Genomic DNA, 21915 nt, shown 5'->3' with positions numbered 1-21915 from the left:
CTTATGATTTCATATTCGAAACTTTGTAGGTCTTTCCGTCTCCGGTCTCCTGAACAATTTTTGTAAGGTTTTCAGGGTTTTGAATCGTCTTGTCAAAAGTGACAGTGGCTGTTTTTTTGTCGAAATCAACAGCAGCTTTTTCAACTCCTTCCAGGCTGGATAATTCTTCCTCTATAGTTTTTGCACATCCCACTGCACAGGTCATTCCGTCGATAGTGAAACTTGCTGTCTGCACATTTTCAGGCGCGATTACTACGGGTTCTTTCGTTTTTTTTACTTCAGCTGTATGTGGAATTATTTTTTCGCTTTCTGTTTTTTTGCATCCCACTAACACTAAACCTGCAATTGCCGCAGCAGCTATGATTCTTGTAAATTTCATTATATATGATTTTTAAATTACTACTAACCTTTCGTGCAAAATTAATAAAAAACAGAAGGTCAGTTCATAAAAATAGTACAAATTTGCAGTAAAATACAATTTATGGATGCAAAACAGTTAAAGTGGATTTACTTATTTGTGCTTTCGCTAATTTGGGGAAGTTCTTTTATTTTAATCAAAAGAGGATTGGTAGGCTTAACCGCAATTCAGGTGGGTTCCTTCCGGATTATTTTTGCCGCGCTGTTTTTGCTTATTGTTGGATTTAACAGTCTAAAGAAGATTTCGCGCCATCAGTGGAAGTTTATCGCTTTAACTTCTCTTTTCGGAACCTTTATGCCTGCCTATCTTTTTTCTATTGCAGAAACGGAAGTAGATAGTTCCATCGTGGCGATTTTAAATTCGCTTACACCTTTAAATACATTAGTATTGGGAACAATTGCTTTTGGAATCCAATTTCAGAAGAGGCAGATTTGGGGAGTTTTTATTGGATTGATTGGTTGTTTGCTTTTGGTGTTGAGCGGAGCTTCAACACATCCCGGTCAAAACTATTATTATGTAATTTTAGTCGTAATCGCAACGATTTGTTATGCCCTGAATGTCAATTTAATTAAAAGATACTTGTCCGATCTAAATTCATTAAGCATTACAACAGGAAATTTTGCTGTTTTACTTGTACCGGCTTTACTTATTTTAAGCACAACAGATATTACGCACAGCATAAATCTGGAAGTCACGCAAAATTCTATTTTGTTTGTGATGATCCTCGGGGTTTTAGGAACCGGAATCGCAAATGTTATTTTCTTCAGATTAATACAAATGTCATCACCTGTATTTGCAACATCAGTAACCTATCTGATTCCGATAGTAGCTTTCTTCTGGGGATTGTTGGACAATGAAATGCTGACACCCATACAGTTTTTCGGAGCCTTTATTATCTTAATCGGAGTCTATTTGTCAGCAAAAAAATAACGATTTTGTGACAAAAAAAGTATATAAAAAAGCCCTGTAAAAGTTTTAAACTTTTACAGGGCTTTTTTAAAAATCTCAGCACCTTAGAAACTCAGTACCTCAGAACCTTTTCTGAAGAAACTCAGTACCTTTTTCTAAAGAAAATCCGCTTCCGAAACGCCTTCGTTGATTTTGATATCAGACATTTTGATGTCTAATTCAAATCCTGCATTCTGAATGATATTGAAAGGGACTTTTACTCCTTTTACCTCTTTATAATCATTAAAATAAGTCGTTTGCGTGGTCGATTGTCCGCTTTGCTCTTTTACTTTAAGTTTGGCAACTTTCAGACCTGATTTTACATCATAGTAGTAAACGGTTTTGCCGTCTTTTATGGAATAAGCATCATGGCCGTTTATTGGTTCTACGGCGTCAACTTTCAGGTCTGTTCTTTTGCTTAAGCGTAATTCTTCAAAAGGAGTAGCACTTGCTTTCATTTCGGCTAAATCATCACCTTCTAAGTTTTTACGTTGTCCCTGTTGTTCTACATAAGCGCCTTTTTCGTTTACAACCTGTTTCATTAAAGGCATACTTCCCATATTAAGCGAAACCATCATTTTTCCACTAGAATTTAATTTTGAAGTAAAACTCAACGGAGAAGGAGCTTGCGGGATTGTTGTTGTACCAGTCATAGCCAGTGTTTTAACTGCAGAAACTGCTTTTTCGCCACCAATTGCCTTGATATAATTGTCGAAAACAGTTTTTGCTGTAATTCCTGCAGGAGCTTCTTTTTTGGTAACTGGTTTTTCCACCGGATTTCCGTATTTATCAAAATAGAAAATCGGAATCTGAAGTTTTTCTAAACCTGAAATTACTTCAGAACCTTTACCAACAATTACAATACGCATGTTGTCTGCCAGAAAATATTTGTTGGCTACACGGTAGATATCGTCGGCAGTAACACTATTTATCGTCTGGATGTATTTTTCATAAAAATCAGCCGGAAGTTTTTCTGTTTCAATGTTCAAAGCATATCGGGCAACGGTTTGAGGCTTTTCAACCTGCATTACAAATCTTCCGATATAACCTGCTTTTACATTTTTTAAAACATCTTCAGAAACTTTTTCGGTTCTTATTCTTTTTATTTCTTTTACAAACTCAGCTACGGCACTGTCTGTAACGGCATTTCTTACCGCAGACGAAGCTTTAAATTTAGTGGTGTATTTTCCGCTTCCAATGCTTGAGCTTGCTCCGTAGGTCCAGGCGTGTTGCTCACGTAAATTCATGTTCAGGTAACTGTTAAAATCACCTCCAAGAATTTGATTGGCAATTACGGCAGCAAAAAAATCAGGATCGCTCATTTTTAAGTTCACGGTATTCACCAATGAAATCTCTGACTGAACGGCATTCGGAACATCAACAAAATCAATCTGAAGTTTCGAAACGTCTGTCGGATTGGGATACGTAGTTTTTGGGGCAGCTTGTTTTTTCCATCCGCCAAAAAGTTTTTCGACAGCTGCTTTTGTTTCTTTGAATTTAACATCGCCAATTATAACCAGATAAGCATTCTCAGGAACAAAATAAGTAGCGTAATTTGCCTGAACATCGGCAAGGGTTACATTTTTTAAAGTCTCCTCCGAAATATATTCTCCGGCAGGATGATTTTTTCCAAACACTAAAACATCTACCACACGATTTGCGATGGCAGGAACACTTTTTTCATCTGCTTTAAGTCCTTCCGATAATTTTGCTTTCTCCTTCTCAAATTCTGTTTGTGTAAAATTAGGCTGTAAGGCACCCTCGGCCAAAAGTTCTAAAACACGTCCTGAATATTTTGAAAGGGAGCTGGCATAAGCACCACTGGAAGTAAAGTTGATGTTAGCGCCATAAAAATCAATCTCTTCATTGAAGGCTTGTTTGGTGGTTTTTTTAGTGCCATTTCCAATTAAGCTGCTGGTCAGTTCATCAACACCTTTTTTGTTCCCTTCGGTGAAAGGAGCATTGTCCAGGCTAAGGTTGAAACTGACTCTTGGTAACTTATGGTTTTCAACGACCAAAACTTTCATACCGTTGGCCAGAACAAAAGTTTGCGGCTTTTTGATATTGACTACTGGTGAGGTTCCGGGTTTTGGCTGTGGACGATCTTGTGCTTGCATAATTCCAGTCAGGAATAAAAGGATTAAAACGGTATGTATTTTTTTCATGATTCGATTTTCTTAGTTTTGAACTTTTTTTGAAGGAACATAATCTAAAATTAAACGCTGATTCGGGTTTAAATACTTTTTGGCAACTTCTCTGATTTCTTCTCTGGTAATAGAGTGGTAGAGGTCGATTTCGGTATTAATAAGATTTACGTCTCCATAAAGTAAATAAAAGGAAGCTAAATTTTCAGCAATTCCTTCAACGCTGGCATTCGCATTGACAAAATTATTATCGAATTTGTTTTGCAGTTTTTCATAATCTTTTTCAGAAATCAGGTCAGTCTGTATTTTTACGATCTCTTCATCCATTTCTTTTAAGATGTCAGCAGTTGTATGAGTTCCCATTGGTAAACCATACAAAATGTACATTCCGTAATCTTCCTGGCTAAAGCCTACAGCGCCAATCTGCAGTGCCATTTTTTTATCATCAACGATTTTTTTGTACAATTTGGAACTTTTTCCGTCACTTAAATATGAAGAAATTAAGTCTAAGACTCTGGCGTCCCTTGTTTTCATTGAAGGCGTTCTGTAAGCGGCAACCACCATAGGAATCTGGATATTCGGATCTTCGTAAGTTGCTTTTATGGTTTCGGTAATGGGTGCTTCTGTAAAAGTTTGTTTTTTTACTTCTTCTCCTTTTGGAATCGGACCGAAATATTTCTGAATCCATTCTTTGGTTTTGTTTTTGTCAAAATCTCCTGCAACTACCAGAACGGCATTGTTCGGCGTGTAGAATTTTTTATTGAATGCCTGAAACTCTTCAAGGGTTGCGGCATCCAAGTCTTTCATGGATCCTATCGTGGTCCAGCGGTACGGATGGTTTTTAAACATGTTTTTCTTAACCTCCGGAAGAATATTTCCGTAAGGCTGATTGTCGTAACGCATTCTTTTTTCTTCTTTCACAACTTCATTTTGCGTGTCAACACCAATTTTGTTTATGATAGGGTGCATCAATCGTTCTGATTCAAGCCATAACCCTAATTCCAGGCTGTTGGAAGGAAAAACTTCATAATAATAAGTTCTGTCATCAGAAGTATTGGCATTGTTGACTCCGCCATTCGCGGTAACGATTTTCATCCATTCGCCACGTTTTATATTTTCAGTTCCTTCGAATAATAAATGTTCAAAGAAATGCGCAAAACCCGTTCGGTCAGGACGTTCGTCTTTTGATCCTACATGATACATAACAGAAGTGATAACTACCGGAGCAGAAGGGTCATTGTGCAGAATAACGTGCATGCCGTTATCTAAATTGTATTCTTCAAAAGCTACTTTTTGAGCATGAGCTACTCCGCCGAGCATTAGTGCAGCGCTTAACATCATTATGGAATTTTTCATAAAGATTAATAATTTTAGTTACCTAATAAGTAAATAGGTAGCTAAGAGTTAATATTAGTTACATCAAAAATAACTTTTTTTTAATTACTAAATAACAATTGTTTTTAATTTAATACTATTTAACTTATAAAAATATTTCATTGAGTATTAAAATGGCCTGAAAGACAGCCTTTAAATAGATTAAAATATTTTTGAAATAAGAGATTGCACAGTAAATTATTAATTGTATATTTGCAACCTTAAAAATCAATAAATCAATTTGGTATGTATGCAATCGTAGAGATAGCAGGGCAACAATTTAAAGTAAGCAAAGACTTAAAGGTTTATGTTAACCGTTTGGCTAACGAAGAAGGTTCAAGTATTTCATTTGACAAAGTTCTTTTATTAGACGATAGTGGTAATGTAACTTTAGGCGCCCCAGCTATAGAAGGTGCTTCAGTAGAAGCTAAAGTGTTACAACACTTAAAAGGAGATAAAGTAATCGTTTTCAAAAAGAAAAGAAGAAAAGGTTACAAAAAGAGAAATGGTCACAGACAATATCTTACTCAAATTGTAATTGAAGGTATTACTGCAGCAGGAGGAACTAAAAAAGCAGCAGCTAAAAAAGCGGTTGTAGCAGAAGATGCTCCGGCAACTGAAGTTGAAGCAGCTCCAAAAGCAAAAAAAGCAGCAGCTCCAAAAGCAAAAAAAGAAGCTACTAAAGAATAATAACAATATTTAAACTCATACGTCATGGCTCACAAGAAAGGTGTCGGTAGTTCGAAGAATGGTAGAGAATCAGAATCAAAACGTCTAGGCGTTAAGATTTTTGGTGGACAAGCTGCTATTGCTGGGAACATCATCGTTAGACAAAGAGGTTCAAAACATAATCCAGGTGAAAACGTTTACATCAGTAAAGATCACACACTACACGCAAGAGTAGCTGGAGTTGTTAAGTTCCAAAAGAAAAGAGATAACAAATCTTATGTATCTATCCTTCCATTCGAAGCATAATCATTAGACTACTTATTACAAAACCCGTTCGCATTGCGAGCGGGTTTTTTGTTTATAATTAATTCAAGAGTTGTAAATATTAGTTGAATAAACCTGTAATGGTAGATTTAGTATGAATTAATATCAAAAGCCGTTGGAGCGAGAAAAGATATTACCGCAAAGAATGCTCAGATTTTATCTGAAAATGCATTAGAAAGTAAAAAGTTCGCAAAGCTAAGTCAATACACAGCTTTGCGAACTTTGCCTTTAATAAATCAGGAATAAAAAATCTTAGCGTTCTTTGCTGTAAAAATAACTAGTGTCTATGTTTTTTTATCTTTTTCCATAACATGTAGTGTTGATCTTTTATTATCAGTATTTTTGGCTGGATTAATCTATTCCAATTTTGAAAAAAATACTTATCCTTTTATTTCTTTTCTGCTCAGGCGTATTTGCAAAAGAAATCAACCCCACGGAACAAATCGTATCACTAAACGATAGTCAGAAAAAGATTTTATATGAATTTGCCGTTTTACAGAAAGGCGGTGCAAATGCTAACGCGTATTGGCAACAGCATAAAAATCAGTTTTCAGTACTTAATGATACTGTGAGAAATCAACTGGCGAACGAAATCTATACCAATTCGCATGTTGTTTATATTCCTGCAAAAGATTCCGCGGTTCAATTATGGATACAAACGCAATCCCTGACCAAATGGATGTTGTATCTGGCGGCATTTATCGCAATATGTGCCATAATAGGTTTATTGCGTAATTATTGGGGTATGCTTCTAAATATACTTATAAAACAATTCGCACCCTTATTCAGGTTTTTATTTTCAGCAGTAATTTTGACTTATGAATTACTATTAATAGGTATTGCCTGTGTTGTTGGGGGCTGTTTTATAGACGAAATGACATTACGTACTGTTGTAATCCATACAGGTTTCTTTTTATTGTGGAGTCAGTCCACGGCACTTTTTACCCGGAAATATTTAGTGAGTAAGTATCTTTTTGAAATAAAAAATAATTTCTGGGCAACTGATAAGTGGGAAACGGTAAAAACGATTTGTCTTCCTGCCCTAATTGTTACCGGTGCTCTTTTATTTGTATTGTATAAAGTTCCGGCTGATGTTTTGTATAACTATGAGATTGTTGTCTCTGTTATGGTTGCCATCTGTGCTTTGCCGTTTTGGCGTACCCTGGAAAAATACATTTCTCCAATTCTGATCCCTTTTAAGGATGCGTATGTGGAAAGAAGTGTTTACTCACTAGCTGCTTGTGTTCTTATAGCTTTGTTTATTGATGTTTTTCTGATCGGTCAGCAGAATCCGGTTTTTTCCTATGTGATAACTGCCCTGACCATTTTGCTGATTATTTCATTTTTGATTTTGTCGCTTAAACATAATTTAAAATACAATTATAAAAATTACTATTATTTGCAATTGATTACATTTCTTTTTCTTTCGGCTTCTTTGTTTTATAGCTTTTATACGCATTCAACCGAAATGATCTGGGCCTCTTTACTTGGAATGAGCGTCTATATTGTGATTAAATATTGGGAGATCCCCACCTTTTTTATGAGCTGGAAAAGAAGTAAAACAGTGACCTGGGGATTTTTAGGAATGGCGGTCTTGCTGTGGATATTGGCAAAAGGAATTTTGTATGTTTCTGGAATGTTGTATGTGTAGTTTAAGATATTTTCTATTTATGATAAAGTTTTTTTAGTTGTAAACTTATCAGACATAGCCCGTGGTTTCAACCACGGGGTGCAATGTTATCACGCCTCGTATTGTGTTCCCGTGGTTGAAACCACGGGCTAGGTTTTAAGATAGGAATTAAATTAGGTTGCAACGTTGTTATTTATGAAATGACAAAAATCCACATACCAAGCTTAAAATTAGGCTTTCATAAAAGTTCCTTGTGCTCTTGGTTTTAAACTTTGACAAAGGCAGATATCAATAAATTAGAATTTTACTATTCAATATCCTTAGTTTCCTCAAGATCCTCTGTTTTTCTTCCCACTTTTACTTTTGGAGCATTCTGAGTTAATTTTTTGAAATGTGTTTTTGGATGTATTTTTCTAAATCTTTTCCCTCGAAAGCTTTATGGTCAATTTCAAAATATACTTCATTTTCATAACTTTGCTTTAAAGTAATTGTAATGCTATTGCCATTTGCTTCTTCAACATAAATGTCAAGCCATTTTTTAGGTCTGATATTTTCAATATATTTTGCGTTTGCAGAATTTACAATTTTGCAAAAATCATTAATTCCATTTTTGTCAAGTGAAATGGAATATTTTTTATAGAAGTCATATTCGTTTTTATTCCATATCCAGCTTCCATCCCCATTATGTATATTGTTTATCATATTTACATTTAGGTTTGCCCTTTCAGAAGTGTCAAAAGAATCTTTTTTATAGTAGAACAGATTAAAAACTGCCCATATAAAACCTAGGTTTGCAATTACAATTATTAAAATAAGTCTTTTTCTTTTATCCATTTTTTGTTGGTGAGAATGTATTTGTAATCTCACAAGAAAGTTTTTAAATTGGAATTTGGATTTTTTTAAATTGGAATTTTACTATTCAATATCCTTAGTTTCCTCAAGATCCTCTGTTTTTCTTCCCACTTTTACTTTTGGAGCATTGTGAGTTCCCGTAACGGTTAACGGAATTCCGAAGATCCCAAGTGGAGGAAGTCCTAAGCGCATTTTTAAGTTCAGTTTTCCGTCTAAACTTGTTGTGCCTTCAATTCTGGGTCTGAAGCCGGCAAACTTAAATTTAAAGCGTTCTACCTTCATGATATTATTTTTGATGGTCGTTTTAATATCAACTTTCGATACATCCGGATTTTTCATTGCTTCAGAACTGGTCTGTTTGCTTACGGCATTGAACATTTTCAGGCCTCTTACCTTAACGTCTTTTACAGAAAGTGTTCCGCCGCCCACAAGCGAAGGGTAAACAGGTTCCATATTCCCGGTTAATCTTCCTTTAAGCTGATAATCCAACGAAACAATTCCCTGTGCTTTTTCTGCGGCACTGGCCATTTTTCGGAACACTTCAATTTCATTATAGGCTCTCTTAATGTCGAAATCGGTTGCTTTAATTCCGTAGTCGAAGTTGGCTTTTTGAGGAGTTACAGCCTGATAATTGGCATTCATGGTCACCTTACAGCCGATTAAGTTAAAACCGGTATTTTGCATACTCAGTTTCCCTTTTTTCATCTTTAAATGCCCGGTTGCATTTTGAAGATTCAGTTTATCAAAATTTACTTTTTGTGCATTCGCTAATAATTGCAGATCCAGATTAGCCGGAATTATAATAACACCTGTTTCTTTTGCCCCGGTTTTTGGCGCTTCGGTTTTTGTTGGTGCTGCTGTTACGGTTGTATTGCCGCCAGTATTGGACATAAATTCATCCACATTGATATAGCGTGCGGAAACTTTAAAAGAACCTCTTAAAACACCCGTGTTGGTGGTTACGAAGTTAAAAACGTTCTGCATATACCCGTTCATCGTAAAATCAGATTGTCCGTAAGCGGCCAAAAAATTAGTGAACGACATTTTATCCTGGTTGATTTTAAAGATACCTTCTTTGATCACAAACTTTTTAGGCAAATATTCGGAAGCAATCCCGATATTTCTGAGTTCAAGCGTTCCCTTGTTGTATAGTTTGCTGTAATTGCCTTTTTCAGCATCACTTTGTTTGCCTTTCAAAACCAGATCAGCTTTTACAAAACCATCCAGATCAAGTCCTTTCTGCGAAAAGACTTTGTATATTTTATTGACATCCAGTTCTCCGTTTGCTTTGATATCATAATTCAAATCATCAAAATCACTCAGGTCCGCCTGTACAAAAACAGATTTTCCTTCAAAAGTAAACTGTGCAGGTTTTAGATTGACTTTTAAATCCCGGAAAGTTCCTTTTTGATTTTCAATTTTCGATTTTACAACAATATTGGTAATCGGATTTGGGTAATATTTTGTTTTTAAATAACCGTTTGTCAAATCAATTACTCCTTTGGTGACAGGGAAAAGTTTGTTCTTCTGATCAAATTTACCGTTGGCTTTAATGTCGCTCGCTAAAATTCCCTTCAGTTCTAAATCAGGAATTCCCAATGCTTTGTTTAATTTTTCAAGATTAATCCGGGCTTTAAATTCTGCATTGATTTCCGGCGCAGTAATGCCTTTCATGTAGAACTTCGACTTTAGGTAATCTTTATTGATGTTTAGGGAAAAGTTTTTAGCCTCAACAATCAAAAGATCCGGATTTAGGGATGGAACTTTTGTTTTGATGTCTAAATTCAGGTTCGAAACAGGGAAAGCGCTCTTGTTATAATTCACAAATCCGTTGTCTAATTTTAAATCTAAATTCAAATCAGGGGCAATATTTTGTGAAGCAATGTAATTTCCTTTTACCGTTAAAAGTAAATTGGTATTTCCTTTTAATTCCGTTTTGGAAAGCCAGGTGATGTATTTTGGAGGGAAAGCAGTAAAAACATCATACAGTTTACTATTGTCGGATTTCAGGACAAGATCCATATTGTAGCCGTCTTTCAGGAAATCGAATTTTCCCTTAAAATCGACCAGAAGCTGATTGATTTTCAGGTTGTTTTGCTCGAAGACAAACGATAAGGAGTTTACGTTTACTTTGGTAATCAGATCTGCATCGATCTGTTTGTTCATCAGATAAGGCTCGTTGTCATAAACGATATTTAACTTTTCAATCTTTGCTTTCGAATACAAATCAAAAACAGCCTTGTCCAGATTTCCTTTTCCCAAGTAATTAAAGTTTAAAGCATCAAAATGAACTTTGGTCGACTGATCGTCATAAATAATTTTACTGTTCAGAATCTCAATTCGTTCCAGTTTGAGTGCCGTGTCCGTACTGTCTTTTGAGGCAGAAGCCTGTGCTGTGGATTTGTAGATGTTGTAATTCGCTTCCCCGTTCGGATTTACTTTTACATTAATAAACGAATCAGATAAATAAATCTGGTCTATTTTTACCGATTTGCTAAAAATCAGACTTGCTACATCTATTCCGAAAGAAACTTCTTTGGCCGTGATAAATTTTTCGTTTTTGTACGGTGCCGATCCGTTTAGCTTTAAGTCGTTTAAAGTTAAGGTCAGGGAAGGGAAATGGCGAAAAAAGGATACCGAAACATCCGAATAATTCAATTCGGCGCTCAGTCGCTCATTGGCCGTTTTTTTGATCTGTTCTTTGATCTGATCGGCAAAAAGTATTGGGGTTAAAAACAATAATCCTAAAATAACAACAAACGTTATTCCGACGTATTTCAATATTTTGAATACGATCGATCTGGACTTATTTTTTTGCATAACAAAAAATGTTAGGATTAAATTTTATAAAAAGAATAGTAAAAACGAATGAATTATCCGTGAACGGTCTCACTCTTGCCGTAATTGGTAATAATGGAACCTTCGAACTCAATCCATTCTTTCCAGCGCTTGTCAATATCTATATTGTCTTTATATTTTCGTGCGAATCCTAAAAAAGTAGTGTAGTGGCCCGCTTCGGAAATCATCAGGTCACGATAAAAAGTAGCCAGTTCTTCGTCTTTTATGTTTTCAGAAAGAACTTTAAAACGCTCACAGCTTCTGGCTTCGATCATGGCTGAAAACAAGAGGCGGTCACAAAGGGCATCTTTGCGGCTTCCGTCTTTTTTCATGAATTTAAAAAGTTCATTTACATAATGATCTTTTCTTTCGCGCCCCAGCGTCAGTCCTCTTTTTTTGATTAGGTCGTGTACCATTTGCAAATGCTCTAATTCTTCTCTGGCAATAACCAGCATTTCAGTTACTAATTCCTCTAATTCAGAGTTGTACGTAACTAAACTTATGGCATTCGAAGCTGCTTTTTGCTCGCACCAGGCATGATCGGTCAGAATTTCTTCGATATTCGACTCGACTATATTTACCCAGCGTGGGTCTGTGGCTAATTTTAATCCTAACATAATTGTATTGAAAAATTGAATACTGCAAAATTAGTCTTTTTTACAACCGAAAATCAGGAAATATCGTGTTATTGCGCTCAAAAAAGCATTATTTTGCAGGTTCAAAGAATTAAAATGAGTCAGATAAAAAAACTTTTAATTATAGGTTTTGTATGGCCGGAACCCAATTCTTCTGCGGCGGGTGGCAGAATGATGCAGCTGATTTCTATTTTTCAACAAAATGGATTTGAAATTACATTTGCAAGCGCGGCATTGGACAGCGATTTTATGGTGGATCTGGCATCTTTTGGAATTGAAAAAAAATCCATTGCACTCAATAATTCCAGTTTTGATGATTTTGTTATCGAATTAAATCCGGACGTGGTTTTATTTGATCGTTTTATGATTGAAGAACAATTTGGGTGGAGGGTTGCTGAAAATTGCCCGAACGCCATTCGATTACTGGATACTGAAGATTTGCATTGCCTGAGAGCAGCAAGACAAAAGGCTTTTAAGGAAAACAGGACTTTTGAGCTGAATGATCTTTTGTCCGAAGAGGTGGCAAAACGTGAAATTGCCAGTATTCTGAGATGTGATTTATCGTTTATCATTTCTGAATTCGAAATGAAAATTTTGAACGAGGTATTTAAAATTGATCCGAAGGTATTGTTTTATCTTCCTTTTCTGGTGGATGAAATGACTCAAAATGAACTGATGAATCTTCCTCTATTCGAAGATCGGGAGCATTTTGTTTTTATTGGAAATTTTCTCCACGAGCCCAACTGGAATACGGTTCAGTATCTTAAAGAAACGATTTGGCCTCTCCTAAAAAAAGATTTTCCCGAAGCCCTTTTGCACGTGTACGGTGCTTATCCGTCGCAAAAAGTGTTGCAGCTGCATCAGCCTAAAAATGGTTTTTTTATCATGGGAAGGGCTGCAGACGCTAATGAAGTAGTGAAAAAGGCCAGAGTAGTGCTGGCGCCAATTCGTTTTGGAGCTGGTTTAAAAGGAAAGTTACTGGAAGCCATGCAATGCGGAACGCCAAGTGTAACAACAGAAGCAGGAGCAGAGGCCATGCATGCAGATTTGCCTTGGAATGGATTTATTAACAATGATACAGTACTTTTTGCAAAACAGGCAATCGAATTATACAACGATGAAATGCTTTGGAAACAGGCACAGCAAAACGGTGTCACCATTATAAATCAATGCTATCAGAATCATCAGTTTGAGACTGCATTAATTACTGAAATCAATGCCCTGATGACTGATTCAGCAAATCACCGCCTTCATAATTTTATGGGAAGCCTGCTGCAGCATCATACTTTAAAAAGTACCAAATACATGGCCAAGTGGATTGAAGCAAAGAATAAAAACTAAACCATTTTTCCAAATCCTACTGTTTCCCGATACAATTGAGGCGAAACATCGGCATTGGTTTTAAAGAACCTACTGAAATAGTGTTCGTCATCATAGCCTAATTGGTACGCAATCTCCTTTATGGTTTTGTTGGTCATATACAATTCTCTTTTGGCTTCAATGATGATTCTTTCGGCAATAAGATCTGTAAGTGTTTTGTTGAAATAATTTTTGGATAATTTGGCCAAAGCTTTGGGTGAAATGTTAAGCATTTCAGCATAATGCCCGGCTGAATGTTTGGTTTTGAAATGGTCTTCAATTGCATCTTTAAGATTCTGAAGGATAAAAGGTTCCTTTGAATCCGGTGTTGATTTTAATTCTTCCAGTTGTTCTCTTTTCAGGCGTGAAGCGGTAATAAGAAATATTTTCAGATAAGAAATCAGTAATTCGTATTGCGCTAATTCTTCATTTTGAATTTCTGTTTTCATCTGATCAATAACCATTTGGAAAGTTATCTTTGCCTGATCGGTTATACGCGTAAAAGGAGGCTGATACACATTATTAAACAGGACGCCGTTGCAGGAAACTTCTTTTTGATGCATGTGAATGCAATAAAAATCAGGATGAAAATGAATAGCAATTCCCTGAATGTCTTCCTTCGTGCAAATCATAAATGGCTGATAAGGCGAAAAAGCCAGCAGTGAATCTTCTTCAAAATGATGTTCGGCAAAGTCAGCTTTTACTTTGCCGTTACCTTTGGTAATCCAGATTAAAGAAAAATAATTATTGCGCTGTAAATGATCAAAATGACTGTTGTCATCAAACGAAAGCAGCTTGAATGCCAGGTTGCCATTTTGAGGATTTATTAAAGTAAAAACATTCTGATGGATCATGAAATCAATGTTTATAGTGTACGGTCGGATTCTTCTATAGCCAGATCGTTAATACTGGCATATCGTTTTTGCATGTAGCCATTTTGGTCAAACTCCCAAAGTTCATTTCCATAACTTCTAAACCATTGTCCGGAATAATCCTGCCATTCATATTCAAATCGGACAGCCATGCGGTTTTCCTTAAAGCCCCACAGTTCTTTTTTGAGTTTGTAGTTTAATTCCTTTTGCCATTTTTTGGTTAAAAATTCTTTTACTTCCTCACGGCCATTGATGAAGTCGGTTCTGTTTCGCCATTCCGTATCGATTGTATACGCTAAGGCTACTTTTTCAGGATCTTTTGTGTTCCATGCATCTTCTGCAATTTGTACTTTTTGCAGTGCGGTTTCCATCGTAAATGGAGGTAAGGGGTGTCTTGGTGTTTCCATGCTTTTTTTTATACTAAGATAGTCATGAAATGAATCATGACTATCTTTCGGGATTATTATTACTATTTGAAATTAGTTTTGCAATTCTAAACTTTGAACTGCCGGGAAATCAATTTCTGTATTGGCCGTATTGTTGAAATAGTTGGTCAGGATATTCAGAGCTACGTGCCCTACAGTTTCAGCTAATTCAGCATCAGAAACACCTGCATTTTTTACTTTGTTTACATCTTCATCATTTACCAAACCATTTTTGCTGACCAAAGTTTTGGCAAATTGTAAAATCGCTTCCGTTTTTGCATCTGTTGAATTTCCTGTTCTTGCAGCGTGTAAAACGGCCGGATCAGCTTTTACCAATTTTTCTCCTATAAAAGTGTGAGCTGCCAGACAGTAATCACAAGCGTTTTCTTCTGAAATGGCTAAAGCTAAAAGTTCGCCGGTTTTTGCACTTAATTTACCGTGGCTCAAAGCGCCGCTTAAATTTAAATAACCTTCCAGTACTGCCGGAGAATTTCCCATTGTACGCATCATGTTGGGTACAACTCCTAGTTTAGCCTGTACGGCATTGAATAAATCTTTTGTTTTACCTGTTACTTCTTCCGGGTTTAATGCTGTTAATCGTGTCATCTTTATTTTATTTTTAATGTTATTATGAGTTGTTGTCTTTTGACATTACAAAGATGCGACGATTGCAGTTTTCAGAACATGGAGAATGTACGCTATATGATGGACAATTTTCCCCTGAGTTATTTTTTATAAAAAAATCCCCGATTACGAGGTGTAACCGGGGATTTTAGTGTTCAGTCTGAGTCTCAGTATTCAGTGAAACTGCAAACTGAGACCGCGACTGCAAGCTGTGACTGAGACTGCGACTGAAAACTATTTCAACACGCCTTCAACTGCCTGGACAGTGGTGGCGTGATAACCTGATTTTGCTTTTTCGAAAATCTTTTTCGCCCAGTCTTTTCCCGGAGAGGTTTTTACTAATTCTTTATACAATGTCATTAAAGATCCTGTTCGGCTCGTTCTAATCATAAATTGTTCGATTGCAGGATAAGCAACGGTATAATGACTGCGGATGGACGGTACAAACCACTGACGTCTGATGACGAAGTTGCCGCCTTTCGTGAAGTTGAATTCGGCATCAATTTCCGCCATTTCTTTCGGAGTGACATCTTCTGGCAGGTAATCTATAAAATGTTGTTTTTCAGTTGTCGATTTTATTTTCTGGCTTAAACCTTTCACTCCGGTTGTTCTCCAGCTTTTCTGGATAGCGTCGATTGCTGCGAAGTCGTCAGAAACAGATGGGGTAATGTTAGAAGGAACTCCCGGTTTGTAAATCCATTCGTCTGCTTTTATTTTATCAGCAAGAGCTTTGTCGCCTTTGATAAGGTTTTCATTCAGGTACTTGATAAAATCTTCTGTTGTGATGGATTTGAACGCATGTGCATTAAAATAATTTTTAATAAACGGATCAAATTTTTCACGCCCAACGGCAGCTTCTATTACTTTTAAGAAGTTGTAACCTTTCACATAAGGGATCTGGCTGATTCCATCGTCCGGATTTCTGTTGGTAAGGCTGACTTTTAGACGGGTATCCGGATTTGTAGCGCCGTACTCTTCTATGTTGTCATCCAGGTCTTTACGGGTCAGTACATCCTGCATTTTAGCCTCTTTTACGCCAAAAATCTCTTCTCCGATTCGGTGTTCCACATAGGTTGTAAAACCTTCGTTTAGCCAAATATCATCCCAGGTGGCATTAGTCACTAAGTTACCACTCCAGCTGTGTCCTAATTCGTGTGCCAGTAAACTGGTCAGCGAGCGATCGCCTGCAATGACTCCCGGTGTTAAGAATGTCAGGTTTGGATTTTCCATTCCGCCATAAGGAAAACTTGGAGGTAAAACCAGTACATCATAACGTCCCCAGCGATAAGGTCCGTATAGCTTTTCAGCAGCGCCAACCATTTTTCCCAGTTCAGCAAATTCCCATGCCGCTTTCTTCAGTAAAGAAGGTTCTGCATACACTCCGGTTCTGTTGTCAATAGATTGAAATTCGATGTCACCAACTGCAATTGCCATTAAATAAGAAGGAATTACTTTGTCCTGTTTGAACGTGTAAACGCCTGTGTCATTCTTTTTCTGCGGATTCACGGAAGCACTCATGACAGCCAGTAAATCTTTTGGAACCGTAACTTTTGCGTTATACGTAAAACGAACGCCCGGAGAATCCTGACACGGGATCCACGTCCGGGACCATATGCTTTCTCCTTGGGAAAAAAGAAACGGTTTCTTTTTGTCTGCGGTTTGCTGCGGGTTTAGCCATTGTAATGCTACCGCATCTTTGGTAGTGCTATAGTAAATGTTTACTTTGGTCGTATTCGGTTCGATTGTGATATGAAGTGGTTTTCCGTGGAATTCAACTTCAGATCCAAGTTCGAATTTGGTTTCTTTCTCGTCATCACCCAAAGTAACTTTTGTAATGTTAAGTGTATTTTCGTCAAAAATGATTTCATTTCCCTTGCTGATATTGTCAATCTGCCACGAAGCTTTTCCGGAAATGGTCTGCGTGCCAAAATCAACTTTGATGTCAAGATCTAAATGTTTTACAACCGCTAAATCCGGTTTAGAGAAAGTATGTTCGTCTGTAACGATTGCTGTTTCTTTATTTGTTTCTTTGGTAGTTTCTTTTTTCTGACAGGCCAGTGCCGCCATAAATAAAGTGAGGAGAAATATTTTTTTCATAGGTTAAAAGTTGAATGATGAATCTAAATTAAATAAAAAATCCCGTTTTGAAAGTTCAAAACGGGATTTTAATATAAATAACCTTCGGCTTCGCTAAGGCTGACATCGTAAATGATTATGCCAGCATGGTTACCGGGCTTTCGATGTATTGTTTTAGTGTCTGTAAAAATTGAGCTCCGGTTGCGCCGTCAATTGTTCTGTGGTCACAAGCTAATGATAACATCATCGTGTTTCCTACTACAATCTGACCGTTTTTAACCACTGGTTTTTCTACAATTGCACCTACAGAAAGGATAGCAGAATTCGGTTGGTTGATAATTGAATTGAATTCAGTAATACCAAACATTCCAAGGTTAGAAACTGTAAAAGTGCTTCCTTCCATTTCCTGTGGTCCTAATTTTTTGTTTTTAGCTCTTCCGGCCAAATCTCTTACTGAAGCGCCAATCTGAGATAAACTCATAGCGTCTGTAAATTTCAGTACAGGCACTACCAATCCGTCTTCAACAGCAACAGCAACTCCAATATTAAAGTGGTGATTGATGATAATAGCATCTTCTTTCCACTGAGAGTTGATTTTTGGATGTTTTTTCAAGGCTAAAGCACAAGCTTTAATAACCATATCGTTGAAAGATACTTTTGTATCCGGAACCGTATTGATTGTCGCTCTTGCCGCCATTGCGTCATCCATACTTACTTCGATCACTAAGTTGTAGTGAGGTGCCGTAAATAAAGATTCTGCCAGACGTTTTGCGATGATTTTACGCATCTGAGAATTTTTGATCTCTTCGGTGAAAACTTCTCCGGCAGGAACAAAAACTTTTGGAGCAGCAGGAGCAGCAGTTTCAGCTTTTGGTGCAGCAGCAGTTGCGTTTGCAGCAGGTTGTCCCTGAGCAGCAGGAGTGAAGTTTTCGATATCGCTTTTTACGATACGTCCGTTTTCTCCCGAACCTTTCACCTGAGTTAACTGGATTCCTTTATCAGAAGCAATTTTTTTAGCTAATGGTGAAGCTAAAATTCTTCCTCCATTTGATGAAGTATCAGCTACAGCTTCAGTTGCTTTTTCAGCAGCAGGAGCTGCTTTTTCTTCAGCTGCCGGGGCACTTGCAGTTGCAGTTCCTCCCGCAGTATAATTGTCTGCAATTCCTGAAATGTCAGTTCCTGCAGGTCCGATGATCGCTAATAGGCTGTCAACAGGAGCTGTGTTTCCTTCCTGAATTCCGATGTATAATAATGTTCCGGCATTGAAAGACTCAAACTCCATAGTGGCTTTGTCTGTTTCAATTTCAGCCAGGATATCACCTTCAGCTACGGCATCACCTTCTTTTTTCAGCCAGGTTGCTACAGTTCCTTCCGTCATTGTATCACTCAAACGTGGCATAGTTACTACTACAACACCTTTAGGTAATTCCGTTGCCGCTTTTGCAGCCGGAGCAGGAGCTTCAGTTTTAGCTTCTTCTGATTTTGCTTCAGCAGCCGGAGCAGCATCCGTTTTTGGAGCTTCTGCGGCAGGAGCATCACCACCGGCTAAAAGACCAGAAATATCTTCTCCTTCGTTACCAATGATTGCTAATAAGGAATCAACCGGAGCAGTTTCTCCAGCCTGAATTCCAATATGTAAAAGAGTTCCTTCGTTAAAAGATTCGAACTCCATTGTAGCTTTATCTGTTTCAATTTCAGCAAGGATATCACCTTCACTGATTTTGTCGCCTACTTTTTTTAACCAGGTCGCTACCGTTCCTTCCGTCATAGTATCGCTCAAACGAGGCATTGTTACTTTTATCGCCATAATATGTTATAGTTTATGAGGTGTGAATGGATAGTCTTCTTGTGCGTATACTACATCGTATAATTGTTGCAATTCAGGATATGGAGATTCTTCAGCGAATTTCACACATTCTTCAACCAGGTCTTTAACTCTTTGGTCAATAACTTCAATTTCTTCTTCTGTAGCATATTTTTGATCCATAATTACATCTAAAACCTGAGTAATCGGGTCAATTTTTTTGTATTCTTCCACCTCTTCTTTCGAACGGTATAATTGTGCATCAGACATAGAGTGTCCTCTGTAACGGTACGTTTTCATTTCAAGGAAAGTTGGTCCGTCACCACGACGGGCTCTGTCAATAGCTTCAGTCATTGCTTCAGCTACTTTTACAGGGTTCATTCCGTCAACTGGTCCGCAAGGCATTTCGTATCCTAAACCAAGTTTCCAGATGTCAGTGTGATTGGCTGTTCTTTCTACAGAAGTTCCCATCGCATAACCGTTGTTTTCAACGATAAATACAACTGGTAATTTCCATAGCATAGCCATGTTGAAAGCTTCATGTAAAGATCCCTGTCTTGCTGCTCCATCACCAAAATAAGTCATGGTAACACCACCGGTTTCAAAATATTTATCAGCAAAAGCCAAACCGGCTCCTACCGGAATTTGTCCACCTACGATTCCGTGTCCTCCGTAAAAACGGTGTTCTTTAGAGAAAATGTGCATAGAACCTCCCATACCTTTAGAAGTTCCTGTTGCTTTTCCTAAAAGCTCAGCCATTACTCGTTTTGGATCAACTCCCATACCAATTGGCTGAACGTGGTTTCTGTAAGCAGTAATCATTTTATCTTTAGTCAGGTCCATAGCGTGCAAAGCACCCGCTAATACAGCTTCCTGTCCATTATATAAGTGTAGAAAACCTCTAACTTTTTGTTGAATGTATAATGCTGCAAGTTTGTCTTCAAACTTTCTCCAAAGCAGCATGTCTTCGTACCACTTTAAATATACTTCTTTTGTAACTTCTTTCATCTGAATTCTTTCTTTTGCTAAAGTTGTTTGTGTTATCAATTGTTGCCTATAACGCAAAATAGTTTCCTCCCACAAATTTGCGCCCGAAAGGTCGGGATGCAAAAATAAGACATTCCGTTTAAGAACTAAAATTTAAAAGCTACTTTTTGGTCTTTTTTTACAAGAACTTTTTATCGAACATAAAAGGCAGCAGGTTTTTTAGGGACGCAGATTTATAAATGTCACCAATTTCACCCATAAAATAAATTTCTATAGGGGTGTCCTGTTTAATTTCATATTCTGCAATTGACTGCCTGCAAGACCCGCACGGCGGAATTGGCGCTGTGGTCTGGTTGGTATCGGAAGCTGCAGTAATGGCCATTTTTAGAATTTTGGCTTCAGGGTACTTGCTTCCTGCGTAAAAAATAGCTGTTCTTTCTGCGCACAATCCTGACGGGTAAGCGGCATTTTCCTGATTTGAACCTGAAATTATTTCCCCGTTATCTAAAAGTAAAGCTGCTCCAACCTTAAATTGTGAATAGGGAGCATAAGCTTTTTTGCGAATTTCGACTGCTTCATTCATTAAATCCTGAACATCTTTCGGTAGTTCGTTCAGGGAATCGTATGCCGTAAATGATGATGTAACACTAATTTCTTTCATTCTGTTTAAGGGAAAAAAAATCCAAATTCCTAAAAAGTAGAAATTTGGATTGTAATTATTCTTTATTTATTTTGTTTAGTAAACTTCGTATTTGTCGCCAAAGTTAAAGGTTAAAGAAAAACGAAGTGTATTTTCTAGTGGATTTTTAACTTTTGATGATGAAAATAAGTAAGAAACGTCAACTTTTACTACATTGTATTTGAATCCGGCTCCCAGAGAGAAAAACTGACGGGCTCCTTTTTCAGGGCTTTCGTGGAAATAACCTGCTCTTACCGCAAAGGAATCCTGATACATATATTCTGCTCCTAAACTATAGGTAATTTCTTTTAGCTCTTCACTAAAACCGCCCGGTGCGTCTCCAAAAGATTTAAAGATTCCGGAAGCCCAGCCTGTTTCATTGTATTTGTTGTAGCTTATAGAGTTTGATTCTTCCTGAGTAATATCGTCAGGATCCGTAAAGTCGCCGTCGCCATTGGTGTCAACAGGAGTCCCCGGTCCCGGAGGAGTCGGTACTAAAAGTTTTGTAAATTCAAGACTCACTCCGACTTTGTTGTAATCGTCAAGAATAAAATCAAATCCACCACCCACTCTCAAGTTGGCCGGTAAAAAGTTGGCACTTAAATCGTCATTGTCATAACTGATTTTAGGACCGATGTTCTGTATGTTAAAACCGCCTCTCCATCTTCCGTTGAAGCTGTTGTAGGCAATTTCTTCTGACTGGTAAAATCCGGCAACGTCTACGGCAAAAGAACCGGCTGCAGAGGCATCAGTGTCTTCGGAAGCTACTTTTAGATTGGAACGGATGTATCTCGCAGCAACTGCCATCGAGAATTCATCGCTCAGCTTCAAAGAGTATGAACCGTCTAAGGCAAATTCATTTGGGGATACGACATTTGGAATATCGTTCGGATCTCTCCTTAATTCAATATCACCAAAACCAAAATAACGAATGCTACCCGCAAAGGCGCTTCGTTCGTTGATCTTATTGTAATAGGTTACTTGTCCTAGCGAGATATCGTTGGCCAGGTCTGTTAAATAAGGAGTATAACTTACCGAGAAACCTTGCTTATCTACCGAAAAGGCATACTTAGCAGGATTCCATTGTTGGGAGTAGGCATCAGCTGCTGTGGCAACGCCCTGATCAGCTAAACCAGCTGCTCTGGCATCTGCTGCTACTAATAAAAAAGGAACTCCGGTAGTAATTGGTACAATGTCCTGGGCCTTTGCGTATGAAATAACGAGGAAACAAATTAAGAAGAGTGATATTTTTTTCAT

Annotated in this window: 19 protein-coding genes; 5 read left to right on the top strand and 14 right to left on the bottom strand. The window is 37.4% G+C overall.

Annotated features, from left to right (window positions below; all coding sequences use genetic code 11):
- Position 1: 1 nt before the first annotated feature.
- A complete protein-coding gene (locus D0817_RS07640; protein WP_127337802.1) occupies positions 2-379 on the bottom strand; it encodes a heavy-metal-associated domain-containing protein in 378 nt (125 codons plus the stop codon).
- Between the two features lie 102 nt (positions 380-481).
- Between D0817_RS07640 and D0817_RS07635 the strand changes: the two genes are divergently transcribed.
- Positions 482-1348: a DMT family transporter gene (locus D0817_RS07635; protein ID WP_127337801.1), complete on the top strand. Its 867-nt coding sequence runs from the start codon at positions 482-484 to the stop codon at positions 1346-1348.
- A 134-nt stretch (positions 1349-1482) separates the two neighbouring features.
- Here the strand turns inward: D0817_RS07635 and D0817_RS07630 are convergent, their stop codons facing one another.
- Positions 1483-3531, bottom strand: a complete 2049-nt coding sequence (locus D0817_RS07630; RefSeq protein ID WP_193555356.1) for an insulinase family protein — start codon at positions 3529-3531, stop codon at positions 1483-1485.
- Positions 3532-3543: 12 nt separating this feature from the next.
- Positions 3544-4866 carry a M16 family metallopeptidase gene (locus D0817_RS07625; RefSeq protein ID WP_127337800.1) on the bottom strand — a complete coding sequence of 441 codons (1323 nt, stop codon included), beginning with the start codon at positions 4864-4866 and terminating at the stop codon, positions 3544-3546.
- A 264-nt stretch (positions 4867-5130) separates the two neighbouring features.
- On the opposite strand from D0817_RS07625, the gene rplU reads away from it, so the two are divergent.
- From rplU to D0817_RS07610, 3 genes are all read left to right on the top strand, one after another.
- On the top strand, positions 5131-5574 hold the full coding sequence (rplU, locus tag D0817_RS07620; protein ID WP_127337799.1) for a 50S ribosomal protein L21: 444 nt from the start codon (positions 5131-5133) through the stop codon (positions 5572-5574).
- A 24-nt stretch (positions 5575-5598) separates the two neighbouring features.
- Positions 5599-5859 carry a 50S ribosomal protein L27 gene (gene rpmA / locus D0817_RS07615; protein ID WP_035685981.1) on the top strand — a complete coding sequence of 87 codons (261 nt, stop codon included), beginning with the start codon at positions 5599-5601 and terminating at the stop codon, positions 5857-5859.
- 385 nt (positions 5860-6244) lie between these two features.
- Positions 6245-7528 (top strand): hypothetical protein, encoded by a 1284-nt coding sequence (locus tag D0817_RS07610; RefSeq protein ID WP_238160841.1) that lies wholly within the window; start codon positions 6245-6247, stop codon positions 7526-7528.
- A 357-nt stretch (positions 7529-7885) separates the two neighbouring features.
- Here D0817_RS07610 and D0817_RS07605 read toward each other — a convergent pair whose 3' ends face one another.
- The 3 genes from D0817_RS07605 to D0817_RS07595 form a co-directional block, all read right to left on the bottom strand.
- Positions 7886-8341, bottom strand: a complete 456-nt coding sequence (locus D0817_RS07605; RefSeq protein ID WP_127337798.1) for a hypothetical protein — start codon at positions 8339-8341, stop codon at positions 7886-7888.
- 81 nt (positions 8342-8422) lie between these two features.
- Positions 8423-11179 (bottom strand): AsmA family protein, encoded by a 2757-nt coding sequence (locus tag D0817_RS07600; protein ID WP_127337797.1) that lies wholly within the window; start codon positions 11177-11179, stop codon positions 8423-8425.
- A gap of 53 nt (positions 11180-11232) precedes the next feature.
- Positions 11233-11814 (bottom strand): MiaE family protein, encoded by a 582-nt coding sequence (locus D0817_RS07595; RefSeq protein ID WP_127337796.1) that lies wholly within the window; start codon positions 11812-11814, stop codon positions 11233-11235.
- 114 nt (positions 11815-11928) lie between these two features.
- Between D0817_RS07595 and D0817_RS07590 the strand changes: the two genes are divergently transcribed.
- Positions 11929-13173 (top strand): glycosyltransferase family 4 protein, encoded by a 1245-nt coding sequence (locus tag D0817_RS07590; RefSeq protein WP_127337795.1) that lies wholly within the window; start codon positions 11929-11931, stop codon positions 13171-13173.
- On the opposite strand, the gene D0817_RS07585 is transcribed toward D0817_RS07590, so the two are convergent.
- The 8 genes from D0817_RS07585 to porV form a co-directional block, all read right to left on the bottom strand.
- Positions 13170-14045: a helix-turn-helix domain-containing protein gene (locus tag D0817_RS07585; protein WP_127337794.1), complete on the bottom strand. Its 876-nt coding sequence runs from the start codon at positions 14043-14045 to the stop codon at positions 13170-13172. The genes D0817_RS07590 and D0817_RS07585 overlap by 4 nt on opposite strands.
- 11 nt (positions 14046-14056) lie before the next feature.
- On the bottom strand, positions 14057-14470 hold the full coding sequence (locus tag D0817_RS07580) for a nuclear transport factor 2 family protein (protein WP_127337793.1): 414 nt from the start codon (positions 14468-14470) through the stop codon (positions 14057-14059).
- 72 nt (positions 14471-14542) lie between these two features.
- Positions 14543-15094 carry a carboxymuconolactone decarboxylase family protein gene (locus D0817_RS07575; RefSeq protein WP_127337792.1) on the bottom strand — a complete coding sequence of 184 codons (552 nt, stop codon included), beginning with the start codon at positions 15092-15094 and terminating at the stop codon, positions 14543-14545.
- Positions 15095-15346: 252 nt separating this feature from the next.
- On the bottom strand, positions 15347-17209 hold the full coding sequence (locus D0817_RS07570) for a hydrolase/aminopeptidase (protein ID WP_127337791.1): 1863 nt from the start codon (positions 17207-17209) through the stop codon (positions 15347-15349).
- Positions 17210-17324: 115 nt separating this feature from the next.
- Positions 17325-18995: a dihydrolipoamide acetyltransferase family protein gene (locus tag D0817_RS07565; RefSeq protein WP_127337790.1), complete on the bottom strand. Its 1671-nt coding sequence runs from the start codon at positions 18993-18995 to the stop codon at positions 17325-17327.
- 6 nt (positions 18996-19001) lie between these two features.
- Positions 19002-20000: a pyruvate dehydrogenase (acetyl-transferring) E1 component subunit alpha gene (pdhA, locus tag D0817_RS07560; protein WP_127337789.1), complete on the bottom strand. Its 999-nt coding sequence runs from the start codon at positions 19998-20000 to the stop codon at positions 19002-19004.
- 157 nt (positions 20001-20157) lie between these two features.
- A complete protein-coding gene (gene cdd / locus D0817_RS07555; RefSeq protein ID WP_127337788.1) occupies positions 20158-20640 on the bottom strand; it encodes a cytidine deaminase in 483 nt (160 codons plus the stop codon).
- A gap of 75 nt (positions 20641-20715) precedes the next feature.
- A complete protein-coding gene (gene porV / locus D0817_RS07550; RefSeq protein ID WP_127337787.1) occupies positions 20716-21915 on the bottom strand; it encodes a type IX secretion system outer membrane channel protein PorV in 1200 nt (399 codons plus the stop codon).

The organism is Flavobacterium cupreum, assembly GCF_003996965.1.
Lineage (GTDB): Bacteria > Bacteroidota > Bacteroidia > Flavobacteriales > Flavobacteriaceae > Flavobacterium > Flavobacterium cupreum.
Note: the sequence above shows the minus strand (reverse complement) of the source record. Positions and strands in the feature narration are given on the sequence as shown.